Here is a 14,633-nt window from a genome sequence, read left to right on the forward strand (position 1 = left end):
GTATTCATGTAACTGAAAGAAAATTTATTTTATCTAAAATGTAGTGTAAAAGAGGATTCGCTTACATTGCAAGTAAAAAGTAATGACTATGTATTTGTCATAGAAATTCTCTATCAGCCGTGTACCCATTCATGATAGAATCGTTTTGTTATGAATGGAAATAGAGGTGCAATGGACATATGAATCATATACAAACAAATTTTTCATCTTTCTTCAATAAAATTACGATCGGTGCGATGTTCGCATTTTTTGTTTATAGTTGTTGGGCAGCATTTGAGACAAGTAAGCAATTCTTTGGAGGAAGTACAACAAGTGTAACAATCATATTGGCAATTTTCGTCATACTTATTTTGTTAGTGGCATCAATTCTACAATATCGTTTTACAGATAAACAATTTCTTATTTTTCTTATAAGTATATCTATAGTTGTGAGGCTTAGTATGCTGTTATTTGTAGATGCTCCAATAATTGGTGATATGAAAGTGATGTATGAGTCTGCAAAGCAGATTGCACTTGGTAATAATATAGGGACTGTCACTCATTTGCCTTTTATTATATATGAGTCAGTAATTATTCGTATATTTGGTGATACATTATTCGCTTTACAACTATTTAATGTGTTATTTTGCGCAGGAACCGCATTTTTTATTTATCGTATTGCGGCAATGGTTTTTGGAGAAGAATGCGGTCGTATTGCTTCTATATTTTATGCTCTGTATATTCCAAATATATTGCTGAGTTCCGTATTAACTCCTGAGTCACTTGCAATATTTTTATTTTATTTTGCTTGTTACATACTTTTATATAAAGGGTTAGATCATCCTTATATGTGGGTGTTTTCAGCGGTTTTATTTGCATTTAGTAATATGATTTTTCCAATGGGATTATTTCTTCCTATTTTTATCACGGTATATGTATTATTAATTGAAGTGTCTCAATCAGCAACGAAACAAAAGGTGTTACTAAAGATGGTAGGGATACTTATTCTATTTTATAGTACTCATTTTGGTGTGAATTATGGAATTAAGGCAATGGGACTGTCACAATATACGATTGAGAATGAGACATATGTTCAATCTGTTTTAATTGGGAAAACGAAACATGAGGAAAACATATCGAAAAATCAAAGTATAACAGAGCATATTGATCAAAAGTTAAAAGAGATTGAGGGAGAAAGATTTAAACTTTTAGAACCGATGATAAATCAGTTTTCAGATGAGGGGATAAATTCTATTCTTTTCAAATGTGAAAAACTGATATATATAGCCGTAACATTGTTTATGACTATAGCTCTATTACACTTCCTTATTAAGAAACAACAAAATGAGGGATATATGTTGTTCTTATTTTTAATTAGTGGCTACGTATTGTTAAAGTTATTCCAAGTAGATATGGTATATTACAATGTAATTATGCCGGCATTGTTTATTTTGCAGAGCTTTGGTGTTTATATGAGTTATGTGTATTGTCAAAAAATATTTTTCAGAAAATAAAAAGAATCCATTCTGGATTCTTTTTTTTGATGGAAGATGAAATTTAGTAGTCAGTGCAAAATGGAAAGTATGCCGGACCTGAATTTTATCCCGTTATTTTCCAGGTAGTAAGCCCCCCACCTCAAAATCAGCGAAAGCAAAGAAGTTAGGTGGGGGCGGACCGCCTGTAAAAGCCCGATTGTTGAGGGCTGATTAAAGTTTCACTTGATCTTATCGATTTAGTTCTAGTTGTAAATTATCGGCTGTTAGAGCCATTTGTGAGGAATCATCTTGAATTCCTTTCATTACTTGTGAAATAGCTTGTAGCTCATGTTCAATTTTCTTATTCTGTTCTTTTGAGTTAGACATATCTTTTACAATTTCTTCGAAGTATCGATCTGTTGCCGACATACTATCCGTTCCTTCTGATACGAGAGAGCTAATTTGTTTCACGGAAGACGAGACACGGATAATTTGTTCATTTGTTTTTTCGACGAGCTTTGTAACGTTAAAGATAGATTCTTTCGTTTGCTCTGATAATTTTCGTATTTCACCAGCAACAACAGAAAACCCCTTCCCAAATTCTCCAGCACGTGCAGACTCGATAGCAGCATTTAGTGCGAGTAAATTTGTTTGCTCCGCGATTGATTTAACGATATCTATGATTTCGTTAATTTTGTTAGAAATATCAAGAAGTTCATGAGTATCTGTAATAATTGTTTCCATATTCATTTGAATAGATCCCATTCGTTTGTTTTGCTGGTTTAATTGTTCTTTCCCTTTATTCGCTTTTTCTTCAGATGTTGTAGCTAATGATGTACCTGTTTTAGCAATCTCTACAATAGTTTCAGACTTAGCGGTTAGTTTTTGAATAGAAGAGCTTGTCTTTTCAGATACAGCAGCTAGTTCTGTTGCGATATGCGTAATTGTCATAGCAGTTAATTCTTTTTCTTTCTCATGCTCTTTTTGTATTCTTTCATATTCAGATTCATAAGATGCAAGAACAAGTTCTTGTTCAAGAGTGAATAATTTATTTATAACATTTATAGAATAGGAAAAATCATCGATTGTTGTTATTTTTGTTTGCAAAATCTTTATGATAGAGCGGAATAATTCTTGATAAGCAGCAGTATACCATTTTCGATGTAAACCAATTTGTACATGCCTTTTGGCAATCCTAACACGCTGTTCAATAAAATCTTCATGCATATTGCCGCTGAATAATTCTTTAATATGCGTTTTTAAAGTTTGTTTTAGTTTTGGAATAGAGCTGTAACGTTCAATAATAGTAATTAAATTAGGTTGTTTTGTAATGTTGGCATAGAATTTTTCAGTAATCCAATCAATTTCTGCATAAATAAAAGGCTGTAGTACTTTTACGACTTGTAGATCTTCTTTTGAAATATGTAGCATATCCATTTGAATTTTCAATTCAGAATTAGTAGGTACATTAAAAGTTATTTGTTGGTCCTTACTTAATTCGATTATACTGACATTTGTTTTATTAATATTTTTTTTGAAAACCCCAAGCATCATTCTTCCCCCTGTATATAAAACCTTTTCAATTTTAAAACTAATATAGAGTAATTATATATGCTTATATATAATTACTCTATATTAGTTCGTTGAATAGTATATAAATTAAGAGAATTCTATTTAGAATTCTCTTAATGGCCTTTATTAATTTTAGCATGTGTTTTAAAGAAAACAGGGAAATGCACATTATATATTACAGTGACGACACGAATAACGAATGTTACTAATAAACAAACATAGAAAGCTAATACGTGTGCGCCCATAGCGTGTGTGATTAGGAAGCTAATTGCTCCTAAGATAGAAGCAATTGCGTAAATTTCTTTTCGGAATACGTAAGGGATATCTTGAGCACAAATGTCACGTAAAATACCGCCTCCAATACCTGTAATGACTCCCATTGAAACAACTAGAAATGAGGCGTCAACATGATGTGACATTGCCGCATTTGCACCAATAGCTGTAAAAACGCCTAAGCCAACAGCATCAGAAAGCATAATAACGACTTGAAGTTTATTGATGCGCTCAAAAAACATACAAGTAAATAATGCTGATAATACACTTACGAAAAAGTAAATGGGTTTTACAAATGCGACAGGGGGCAGGTTACCAATCATGATATCACGAATAATACCGCCGCCGAGCGCAGTAGCTACAGCTAAACAAAGGACACCAAATAAATCTAAATCTTTTTTTAAACCAACTAATGTACCAGAAATGGCAGCGGCGATAATGCCAAGAAACGTAAATATATCGATTAATAACATGGCCTTAATCCCTTTCTCTTAAAGATGTTCCAGAGAAAAAATATACACTAAAGTATTGGAAATAACAATTACTTTTCGTTACATGTAGAAAAATGGATAAAATACATAAAGAAAGCGTTTGAAAATGTTTAGGGGAAAATGAAGCAAGGTTAATCTTTAGTTGTAGGATAGCAGAGTAGATGTCATTTTGTAATTATTAAATTTTATATACTAATACAAGGATTAATGAATGTTACTATAATGCTGATAATAAGTGAAAGAGTGTTAGATAGTTTTTATAGAGATAGGGAAGGATAGCTAAAGGATAATATTTTCTAGTACTACTTAAGGTGGATTGGCTAGTTTCGGTATAAAAATAGTTCTCAATTTAAATATGAGTTATGTTATAATTGCTAGGTGTGTTTTAACGATAATAAATTATGATTAAAAGATAATGTTAAGATTTTGTATGGAGGTCTTGGAATGTTAGCAAATCAAGCTAGGGTTAGATTTGAGCATTTTTTGCTCTTTTTTATTATTTTACAGCCTGTTTTAGATTTATTAACGTCTCTTAGCATCACTTTATTAAAGTCAAATGCTACTGTTGGAATTTTAGTAAGATTCCTTATTATGGCTGTTGGTGGTATTTACATTTTAATTCAGGCAAAAGAGAAGGAAAATAGAAAGTTTTTAATTTATCTTATATTATTAGCCGGAGTTTTAGGGGTAGGATTTATTAATAACAAACTAGTTAAGGATCCTATTGTACTTAGTGAAGAAGTTAAATTCGTTGCGAAAGCATTATATATATATATTATGCTGGGGTCATACATTTTAGCTTTAAAATCATTGAAAAAGACAGTTAATATTAGCGATAAGGTTCGAAATAGTATTGTATATTCTACATTAATCATTAATGCAATTATGGTTATTTCTATTTCAACATCTACTGACTTTGGTAGTTATGAATGGATGAAGGTTGGTTCTCGAGGTTGGTTCTATGCAGGGAATGAACTAGGTTCAATCTTAGCTATTATTTTCCCTATTGTGGTACTATATTCTATTCAAAAAACAAAAAGCGTGAAGCACGTTTTATATTGGATTCCATCACTTTTAATGATTTACTCTTTAATTCAAGTTGGTACGAAAGTAGGAATGGGCTCAATTGGTGTTACGTTAGCGGCAGCAATCGGGATCATTGTACTACAATTATTATTTGATAGAAAAAATCCGAACAAAAAATCTCTTGCACTTAACGCAGTAATTGCTATTATCCTATTAGCCGGTGTAGTTGGGACGTTTAAACAAACACCATTAGCGCAAAATATGGGTATTCACAATAACTATTTAACAGAGCAAAATGTAGCACAACAAGATCAAAAAGAACAAGAAATTAAAGAGAAGCTGAAAAAAGAACAAGAACTTAAAGAAAAAGAAGAAAAGCACCATAAGGTTGAAAAACCAGAAGAAAAAGCGAAGATAGAAGTTGAAGTTAAGAAAGAGCTTGAGAAAGAGCAAAAGAAAGAAAATCAAGAAAACCTTATTTTCAGTGGACGTCAAGTATATGAAGAAAGACATAAGCAGTTCTTTAAAGAAGCGCCAATGTCACAAAAGTTATTAGGAATGGGTTATGCAGGTAACTTTAAATACAATGAACAAAAGCAGCCAGATCCAAAACTAATCGAAATGGACTTCCATGATTGGTTTTATGATTTCGGGATTATTGGCTTTGTATTACTAATGATTCCATTTATTTATTACGGGCTAAGAATTCTACTAGCATTTGCTACGAGATTTAAGGATATATTTAATATAAAATATGGAATGATTTCAGCAAGCTTATTGTTAGCGTTAGGTATTGCTTATATTGCAGGGCACATTTTAACAGCACCAGGAGTTGGGATTTACTTTGTAGTGGTGTTAGCTTATCTAATAGTAGACCTAGAAATTGAATGATAAAAATAAAAGCTAACTTTTGTTAGCTTTTATTTTTTAGTACAGTAAAATAAAAATAGATGGAAACGTAGCGAGGATTTAAAGGAGGAAAAAATATGAGAATATTGCATATGAATGCAGGAGCAGAAGATGGGGGAGGGAAAACACATATTATTTCACTTCTCGATCAGTTTCCAACTGGTGAAGTAGAATTAGCAGTATTTGAAGATGGAATTGTTGCGAAGGAAGCAAGGGAGTTAGGGATAAAAGTCCATGTGTTTTCACAAAAATCGCGCTATGATTTATCCATTTTAAAGAATATAAGTGAATTTATTAATAAAGAAAAATTTGATGTAGTTCATACGCATGGTCCTAGGGCTAATTTCTATGTTTCTTTAATGAAAAAGAGAATAAAGGCAAAATGGGTAACGACTATTCATAGTGATCCATTTCAAGACTTTACTAAACAGGGCTTAAAAGGTTGGGTTTTTACGAAATTAAATTTGAAAGCCTTAAAAAATATAGACTTATTTTTCGTTGTAACAAATAGATTGAAAAAAAGCCTGGCAGCATTAGGTATTTCAAATGAAAAAATGCATGTTATTTATAATGGAATTGAATACGATAAGGAACAAGCAGAAGGCTATAATAAAAAAGAAATGTTCAATATTGATGAAGATGTATTTACGGCAATCCAAGTAGCACGATTACATCCTGTCAAAGGACATGAAGTTTTATTCGATGCGTTACAACAAACAAAATTAGAGAAAATTAAAGTATTATTAGTTGGCGATGGCCCATTAGAAGAAAATCTAAAGTCATTAGCTACTGAAAAAGGGATAAACGATAAAGTAGAGTTTTTAGGACATCGTCAAGATGTAAAACAATTATTTGCGTCGTCACATGTAAATTTATTAACTTCTCATAGTGAAGGGTTCCCACTAGTTTTATTAGAAGCGGCAAATCAACGCGTACCATCAATTGTGACTAGGGCTGGAGAAATTGAACCATTAATCGTAGATGAAACTTACGGATGGATTGTGCCAACAGGTGATGGAAAGGCATTGGCATTAGCTTTAGAAGAAGCGTATGATAAGTGGAAAACTGGAGAGTTAGCAGCAATGGGTAAACATATTTATGAGCATGCTACTATGAACTTCTCACTTCAAAAACTATATGAAGATACAAAGGAAACATATAAGCAATTAATAGCGAAAAACTTGTAATGATAGAGAGGATAGTTAACTATGGCAGTACAAACAGTTGATATTCTAGGCGTTCCTTTTTCTACAATGACAATGGATGAAACGGTCCAATATTTAAAAGAACAACTAGAAGCGGAGCGAACTCATACGTTTCAGGTAGTAACAGCAAACCCTGAAATTGTTATGTGCGCAAAAAAGGATGAAAAGTTCTATCAAACATTATTGAATACAGATTTAATTACACCTGATGGTATTGGGGTTGTAAAGGCAAGCGGGATGCTTGGTACACCTTTAAAAGAACGTGTAGCAGGTTTTGATTTAATGTGTAATTTACTTGCGAAGTTATCAGAAGATAGTAAGCCGGTATCTGTTTTCTTATTAGGTGCAAAGCCGCATGTTGTACAAGCTGCAGCAGATCATTTAACAAAGACATATTCAGCTGTATCCATCGCCGGTATACAAGATGGTTATTTTAAACAAGAAGACGAAGAGAATATTATTTCTCGCATTCAAGAAGCAAAACCAGATTTATTACTTGTTGCACTTGGTTTCCCGAGACAAGAGAACTTTATCCAAAACAATAAGCATCGTTTAGAAACGAAAATGGCTGTTGGAGTGGGTGGAAGTTTAGACGTATGGGCTGGAGAGGTAAAACGTGCACCAAAATGGATTCAAGCGATTCATTTAGAGTGGTTTTATAGATTATGCAGTAATCCAACACGCTGGCGTCGTCAGTTAGTATTAGCGGAATTTTTAAAAGAAGTAATGCGTTCGAAAAAGTAGCGAAATATCGCTGCTTTTTTTATTTGTTCATTTTTAATAAATTGAAACTTTAATTAGTGAGGCATCCCCACTGATTATTAGCTCTCACCAATCGGGATAGACGTTTTACTTTTTGGGAATGATGAAGGAGAATTTTTTACACAAAAGTATTTTACTTATACAATTCACACATGTAAAATGATGTGTAAAGACACCTGTGTGAGGAGGACTTCTAGTGGGCAAGGTAAAAGAAATTTCGAAGCGCAAACTACTTGGTATAGCTGGGCTTGGATGGCTATTTGATGCAATGGATGTTGGAATGCTTTCATTTGTAATGGTAGCCTTGCAAAAGGATTGGGGATTAAGTACGCAAGAAATGGGCTGGATAGGCAGTATTAACTCAATCGGTATGGCAGTAGGAGCGCTTATTTTTGGGATACTATCAGATAAAATAGGGCGGAAATCAGTTTTTATTATTACATTATTGTTATTTTCTATCGGTAGTGGTTTAACTGCATTAACAACAACACTTGCAATGTTTCTCGTTTTACGCTTTTTAATTGGTATGGGGCTTGGCGGAGAGCTTCCAGTTGCCTCTACACTAGTATCAGAGAGTGTTGAAGCGCATGAGCGTGGGAAAATTGTTGTGTTATTAGAAAGTTTTTGGGCAGGTGGATGGCTAATTGCAGCTCTTATCTCGTATTTTGTTATTCCGAAATATGGTTGGGAAGTTGCGATGGTATTGAGTGCAATTCCAGCACTATATGCTTTATATTTAAGATGGAATTTACCGGATTCCCCAAGGTTCCAAAAAGTTGAAAAAAGGCCATCTGTTATTGAAAATATAAAATCAGTTTGGTCTGGGGAATATCGTAAAGCAACAATTATGCTATGGATTCTATGGTTTTGTGTTGTCTTTTCCTATTATGGAATGTTCCTTTGGTTACCGAGTGTAATGGTGCTAAAAGGATTTAGTTTAATAAAAAGTTTCCAATACGTACTTATTATGACATTAGCTCAACTTCCAGGATATTTCACCGCTGCTTGGTTTATTGAACGTCTCGGTCGTAAATTTGTTTTGGTTACGTATTTAATTGGGACAGCTTGCAGTGCTTATTTGTTTGGGGTTGCGGATTCATTAACAGTATTAATTGTGGCAGGTATGCTACTATCCTTCTTTAACTTAGGTGCTTGGGGAGCATTATACGCCTATACACCTGAGCAGTATCCAACGGTTATTCGTGGTACAGGTGCAGGGATGGCAGCAGCATTTGGTCGTATCGGTGGTATCCTTGGGCCACTATTAGTGGGATATTTAGTTGCCTCAGAAGCTTCACTATCATTAATATTTACGATTTTCTGTGGATCAATTTTAATTGGTGTATTCGCTGTAATAATACTTGGACAGGAAACGAAGCAACGAGAATTAGTATAAAGTGAAAATTTAAACGTATCCTGGATCGTTTATCATCCTACACTACTTGTCTCTTTATAGGCAGTTAGTACGGGATAAAGGGGGAGAGGAAACCGAAGTGGTTTCCTTTTTTCTGTTTTTTTAGATAAATAATGGTATAGTAAGAAAAAGGGATTATTTCTTATAAAAGCGAATGTATACAACAGGACATATGGACAAAGAATTAGGTGGTTGAAGAAATGAAAATTTTACTGATTATGGAAGAGGCAGAAGAGAGAAGAGAGTTAGCTGAAAATTTCACTGAAAATATGAGAAATGTAGAATGTTTTGAAGCAAAGACAGGAACAGAATCTTTATTTATGATGAAAAAACATATACCAGACTTTGTTTTTTTAAGTTCCAAATTACTAGATGGTACTGGTTTTGAATATGCAAGTTTATTACGAGAAATAAATTGCTATACAAAATTTATTTTTGTAGGTGAAAACATAGAAGAATCTATTACAGCTTTTCGTTTTCAAGCATTTTATTATTTATTGCGACCATTTCGTGAAGAAGATTTACAATTTCTTTTATATAAAATAGGTAAAGAACAAGGTGAGAAAGCAAAGAGTTATTTGCGAAAACTACCGATAGAAAGTCAAGAGGGCATACGATATATTCTTCCAGAAGATATCGTATATGTAAGTAAAAATAAAGAAAATAAAACTGTTTCAATTTACACAACGAATAATCAGTATATTTCAACATATACACTTCAGGAATTAGAAAATAAGCTAAATGCATATGATTTTTTACGTGTACATAAAAGCTATTTAATTAATATGTCATATGTAAAAGAACTGAAACCTTATTATAATGGCACGTATAATTTGTATTTAGATAGGTATGATGAGCAACCGATTCCAGTCAGTCGTAATTATGTAAAACGCCTTCGAAATAACATTGAATTATAGTAGATAATGAGAGTATTTTAACATGATAAACTGAAAATCCTTCATGATAGGGAGGATTCAAGTTAAATATTCAGAAAATTTAGTACAATCTCCACTAAGAAATAGTATTGGGGGAATTGTATGTGAAGACATTGAAATCGATCTTACTTTGGGGCGTTATTACAGCAGTAGGAGCAGGTGCTTTTGGGGTAATAGCTTTATCACAAGGTGAAACCATTAATGCTGTATGGCTCTTAGTAGCTGCCGTATGTGTATATGCAGTTGCTTATCGCTTTTATAGTAGATTTATAGCGAGAAAGGTTTTTAATTTAGATGATAATCGGCAAACACCAGCCCATACATTAAATGATGGGAAAGACTATGTTCCAACAAATAAGTGGGTATTGTTTGGACATCACTTTGCAGCGATTGCTGGAGCGGGACCTTTAGTAGGACCGATTTTAGCGGCACAAATGGGGTATTTACCAGGGACCATTTGGATTATTGTTGGGGTAGTTGTTGCGGGGGCTGTCCAAGATTTTGTTATTTTATTTGCTTCAATGAGACGTAATGGTAAATCGTTAGGAGAAATGATTAAAGATGAGATTGGACCTGTTACAGGACTAATTGCAATGATAGGTATTTTAGGAATTATGATTATTTTATTAGCAGTATTAGCGTTGGTCGTAGTAAAGGCACTAATCGGAAGTCCTTGGGGAATGTTTACGATAGCAGCAACGATTCCTATCGCTATTTTAATGGGAGTTTATATGCGCTATATTAGGCCTGGTCGTGTTGGAGAAGGATCAGTAATTGGTATTATCCTACTTATTTTATCTCTTGTTGGAGGACAGTATGTAGCAGAAAATCCAACACTTGCAAGTATGTTCACATTTAGTGGTGAAACAATTGCTATTATGCTTATTGTATATGGATTTATTGCATCTGCATTACCAGTTTGGATGCTTTTAGCACCACGTGATTATTTAAGTACATTTTTAAAAGTCGGAACAATTGTAGGGTTAGCAATCGGTATCTTAATTGTAGCACCAGATTTACAAATGCCAGCAGTTTCGAAATTTATTGATGGAACTGGTCCTGTGTTCTCTGGAAACCTATTCCCTTTCTTATTTATTACTATTGCTTGTGGTGCAGTGTCTGGATTCCATGCTCTTGTTTCATCAGGTACGACGCCGAAGATGATTGAGCAAGAGGGACACGCACAGCCAATCGGTTATGGAGCAATGTTAATGGAGTCGTTTGTAGCAGCAATGGCGATGATTGCAGCTTGTGTATTAACACCGGGAACGTATTTTGCAATTAATAGTCCCGCAGCACTTATCGGTACAGATGTCTCGCAGGCAGCTCAAGTTATTTCCTCATGGGGATTTGCTATTACACCAAATGAACTAAAAGATCTTGCTGTAAATGTTGGAGAGCAAACGATTTTATCACGTACAGGTGGTGCGCCAACATTAGCGATAGGTATGGCATATATTTTCTCACAAGTAATAGGTGGAACGGCCATGATGGCATTTTGGTATCATTTTGCGATTCTCTTTGAAGCTCTATTTATTTTAACAACGATTGATGCCGGAACGCGTGTCGGCCGATTTATGATTCAAGATATTTTAGGGCATGTATATAAGCCATTTGGGAAAACGGATTCTACATTAGCAAATGTAATCGCTACAACATTATGTGTATTAGGGTGGGGATATTTCTTATACCAAGGGGTAATAGATCCGCTCGGTGGAATTAATACATTATGGCCACTTTTCGGTATTGCAAATCAAATGCTAGCAGGTATTGCATTATTACTTGGAACGACAATTTTGTTCAAAATGGGAAAAAAGGCGTACGTTTGGGTAACACTTATTCCAACTGTCGGGTTGCTGATTGTAACAATGACGGCGGGGTATCAAAAGCTATTTCATGAAAATCCTAAAATTGGATTTCTATCGCATGCAAAGGTATTTCAGAGAGTATTAGATGAGGGAAAAGTGTTAGCGCCAGCTAAAAATGTCGCTCAAATGAAGCAAATTATTTTCAATGATTATATTGATGCAGCGCTTTGTGGGATTTTTATGATAGTTGTAATCGCTGTGTTAATTTCAGCACTTCGAATTTGGATACAAGTATTAAGAAATAAGCCAATGCCGTTAAAAGAGGCACCATATATTCCTAGAGATGAAAGTGAGTCGAGGAACTATGCTTAAAAAGCTGTGGCAAGTATGGGGGGAAAGGAAGCGCTTTATTAGTTTGCTCGTTGGGGTACCAAGTTATGAAGTATATGTGGAGCATATGAAAAAGCATCATCCTGAAGAAGAGGTTTTATGTCAAAAGCAATTTTTTGCTGAGGCACAAGAAGCAAGATTTAACGCAAAGGGCGGAAAAATATCACGCTGTTGTTAATGAAAAAGGGCGAGTTTTCGCCCTTTTTATTTTTTGCTGTTTCACGTGGAACAGCAAAAAATAAATAAAAACTTTGGGAATTATAGGGATTTCGTATACAATAAAGTAAGGAAAGGGATAGATAGAAAAGTAAGGAGATCATTTTATGTTAAGGGACTTATTTGTAAATACAACAATTATTCTTTCCTTTATTTTTGTTGGAGGTCAGCTTTTAAGAGATAAGCCGTTAAAAGAAGGATTCTCTTTTGGGCAGAAATGTGTAGTAGGCATTTTTACTGGGATACTAGGTATATTACTAATGTATTTCGGTGTTCGTGTTGGTACCATCCTATTGGATTTACGCTACTTAGCTGTTATTCTAGCTGTTATTATTGGAGGGCCGATAGCGAGTACCATAACAATTATTATGATTTTAGTAACTAGACTGTTGTTTATGGATTATTCATTAGCTTCTCAAGTGGCCTTTTATACAATCATTGCGATAGGAATAGGGAGTATCTTTATTTCGCGTATGAAGCTTTCTTTAGGGGAAAAGTGGGTATGGTTACACGCATATATTTTATCTATTCTAATCCCAGCGTTATATATATGGTTAATTAAAGAGATCCACATAGTGGGATTATATTTAATTTCTAGTATTATTACAGGTTACATAACATTCATAAGTGCAAATTATGTTTTACAATCCAATGAGCTATTTCAAACGATGAAGCAATACGCAACGATAGATGCATTGACAGGTCTAGGAAACGTAAGGCAGTTTGATTTAGAGATGAATCGTCATATTAGTAATAAACACTTGAAAAACGATTCACTTTGTTTACTACTTATAGATATTGACCATTTTAAGCATGTAAATGATACGTATGGGCACCCAGCGGGAGACGAAGTGTTAAAACAAGTAGGGCATATTTTGCGAGAAATGTCAGCATTTCCGGATTTGGTTTTTCGAAAGGGTGGAGAGGAGTTTGCGCTTTTGATACCAAGGAAAGAAATGGCTTATGGAATTCATGTTGGGGAACAAACTCGTATAGCTGTTGAAAAACATTCATTTGAATTGTTAGATGGAACAAAAATAAAAATTACAGTTTCGGTAGGGGTTTCAGAGTATGAAGGGGCATCAGAGCAATTTATTCAAGCGGCGGATGATGCGTTATACTACTCGAAACGAAATGGTAGAAATAAGGTCAGCTCTGCATCTTAAAGATAAGATGACCGGAAGACATAAAACTTATAAAAAACACTCACAGAGGCAATGTATGAACCTTGTGAGTGTTTTTATTTATATATTAGACAAGTTCTTTTGATACAACGAATTTACGATATGCACCATGGTGAGTTGGACCTACGTATTCGTTAATTTTGAATGAGTAACGAATAGCAGCTGTGATGAATTCTTTAGCAGTTTTTACTGCTTCTTTCACAGGTTTTCCTTTTGCAAGTTCTGCTGTAATTGCAGCAGAATATGTGCAACCTGCGCCGTGTGTATTTGTAGTATCAATTTTTTCTGATTCTAAAAGATCGAATGTTTCTCCATCATATAGGACGTCGATTGCAGTTTCCGTACCAAGTTTGCTTCCGCCTTTAATTAGTACGTATTTGGCACCTAAAGCGTGGATTTTCTTCGCTGCTTCTTTCATGTCCTCAAGAGAATTAATTTTCACACCGCTTAATTGGTAAGCTTCAAATAAGTTTGGCGTTACAACTAATGCCTTTGGCACAAGAACGTCACGTAAGCAATCGTTCGTTTCAGGGTGTAATGCTTCATCTGCACCTTTACATACCATAACAGGGTCAACTACTACATTTTTGAAATTGTGCTTTTCGATTGTTTCTGCAACCATTTCAATAATTTCTACTGATCCAAGCATACCTGTTTTTAAAGCGTCTACGCCAACACCTTCAATTGTTGTTTCTAATTGTGGTTTTAATGTAGAAGCTGGGATTGGAAATACGTTATGTGCCCAACCGTTATGTGGATCCATCGTTACGATTGTTGTAAGAGATGTCATTCCGTATACGCCCAGTTCTTGGAATGTTTTTAAATCTGCTTGTATACCAGCACCGCCACTTGTGTCAGAACCAGCGATAGTAAGTGCTTTATTTAATGTCATTATGAAAGCCCCCTCGAGTGATATAATGAAAACTATGTTTTCACCATTATATCAATGTTACGAATAAGTACAAAGTGAAAAGTAGATGATTTATTTTAAGAG

Annotated in this window: 12 protein-coding genes and 1 pseudogene; 9 read left to right on the forward strand and 4 right to left on the reverse strand. The window is 34.3% G+C overall.

What is annotated here, in order from left to right; genetic code table 11:
- Positions 1-179: 179 nt before the first annotated feature.
- On the forward strand, positions 180-1,493 hold the full coding sequence (locus BLT20_RS18165; RefSeq protein WP_001015625.1) for an ArnT family glycosyltransferase: 1,314 nt from the start codon (positions 180-182) through the stop codon (positions 1,491-1,493).
- Between the two features lie 210 nt (positions 1,494-1,703).
- Here the strand turns inward: BLT20_RS18165 and BLT20_RS31350 are convergent, their stop codons facing one another.
- The 3 genes and pseudogenes from BLT20_RS31350 to BLT20_RS18175 all read right to left on the reverse strand — a co-directional run bounded on the left by BLT20_RS31350 (position 1,704) and on the right by BLT20_RS18175 (position 3,772).
- Complete coding sequence (locus BLT20_RS31350) at positions 1,704-2,405, reverse strand: methyl-accepting chemotaxis protein (RefSeq protein WP_370445139.1); 702 nt, start codon at positions 2,403-2,405, stop codon at positions 1,704-1,706.
- Between the two features lie 54 nt (positions 2,406-2,459).
- Positions 2,460-3,008: pseudogene (locus BLT20_RS31355) on the reverse strand (protoglobin family protein); the annotation flags it as partial.
- Between the two features lie 131 nt (positions 3,009-3,139).
- Complete coding sequence (locus BLT20_RS18175) at positions 3,140-3,772, reverse strand: trimeric intracellular cation channel family protein (RefSeq protein WP_000924371.1); 633 nt, start codon at positions 3,770-3,772, stop codon at positions 3,140-3,142.
- 462 nt (positions 3,773-4,234) lie between these two features.
- On the opposite strand from BLT20_RS18175, the gene BLT20_RS18180 reads away from it, so the two are divergent.
- From BLT20_RS18180 to BLT20_RS18220, 8 genes are all read left to right on the forward strand, one after another.
- Entirely contained in the window at positions 4,235-5,707 is a 1,473-nt protein-coding gene (locus BLT20_RS18180) for an O-antigen ligase family protein (protein ID WP_000880760.1), read from the forward strand.
- A 95-nt stretch (positions 5,708-5,802) separates the two neighbouring features.
- The gene (locus tag BLT20_RS18185) at positions 5,803-6,912 is read left to right on the forward strand and encodes a glycosyltransferase family 4 protein (RefSeq protein ID WP_001221231.1); all 1,110 of its coding nucleotides are present in this window, start codon (positions 5,803-5,805) and stop codon (positions 6,910-6,912) included.
- A gap of 21 nt (positions 6,913-6,933) precedes the next feature.
- Entirely contained in the window at positions 6,934-7,674 is a 741-nt protein-coding gene (locus BLT20_RS18190) for a WecB/TagA/CpsF family glycosyltransferase (protein WP_000290748.1), read from the forward strand.
- A gap of 214 nt (positions 7,675-7,888) precedes the next feature.
- Positions 7,889-9,088 (forward strand): MFS transporter, encoded by a 1,200-nt coding sequence (locus tag BLT20_RS18200; protein ID WP_000521075.1) that lies wholly within the window; start codon positions 7,889-7,891, stop codon positions 9,086-9,088.
- 218 nt (positions 9,089-9,306) lie between these two features.
- Positions 9,307-10,023: a LytR/AlgR family response regulator transcription factor gene (locus tag BLT20_RS18205; protein ID WP_000698256.1), complete on the forward strand. Its 717-nt coding sequence runs from the start codon at positions 9,307-9,309 to the stop codon at positions 10,021-10,023.
- 122 nt (positions 10,024-10,145) lie between these two features.
- A complete protein-coding gene (cstA, locus tag BLT20_RS18210; RefSeq protein ID WP_000854315.1) occupies positions 10,146-12,221 on the forward strand; it encodes a carbon starvation protein CstA in 2,076 nt (691 codons plus the stop codon).
- Positions 12,214-12,417, forward strand: coding sequence for a YbdD/YjiX family protein (locus tag BLT20_RS18215; RefSeq protein ID WP_000914503.1), 204 nt, complete (start codon positions 12,214-12,216; stop codon positions 12,415-12,417). Before cstA ends, BLT20_RS18215 begins: the two co-directional genes overlap by 8 nt.
- Positions 12,418-12,562: 145 nt before the next feature.
- Positions 12,563-13,621, forward strand: a complete 1,059-nt coding sequence (locus BLT20_RS18220; RefSeq protein WP_000942916.1) for a GGDEF domain-containing protein — start codon at positions 12,563-12,565, stop codon at positions 13,619-13,621.
- Positions 13,622-13,706: 85 nt separating this feature from the next.
- Here the strand turns inward: BLT20_RS18220 and pdxK are convergent, their stop codons facing one another.
- Positions 13,707-14,531: a pyridoxine/pyridoxal/pyridoxamine kinase gene (gene pdxK / locus BLT20_RS18225; protein ID WP_000174252.1), complete on the reverse strand. Its 825-nt coding sequence runs from the start codon at positions 14,529-14,531 to the stop codon at positions 13,707-13,709.
- Between the last annotated feature and the right edge of the window lie 102 nt (positions 14,532-14,633).

The sequence above is a fragment of the Bacillus sp. cl96 genome, from assembly GCF_900100505.1.
Taxonomy (GTDB): domain Bacteria; phylum Bacillota; class Bacilli; order Bacillales; family Bacillaceae_G; genus Bacillus_A; species Bacillus_A cereus.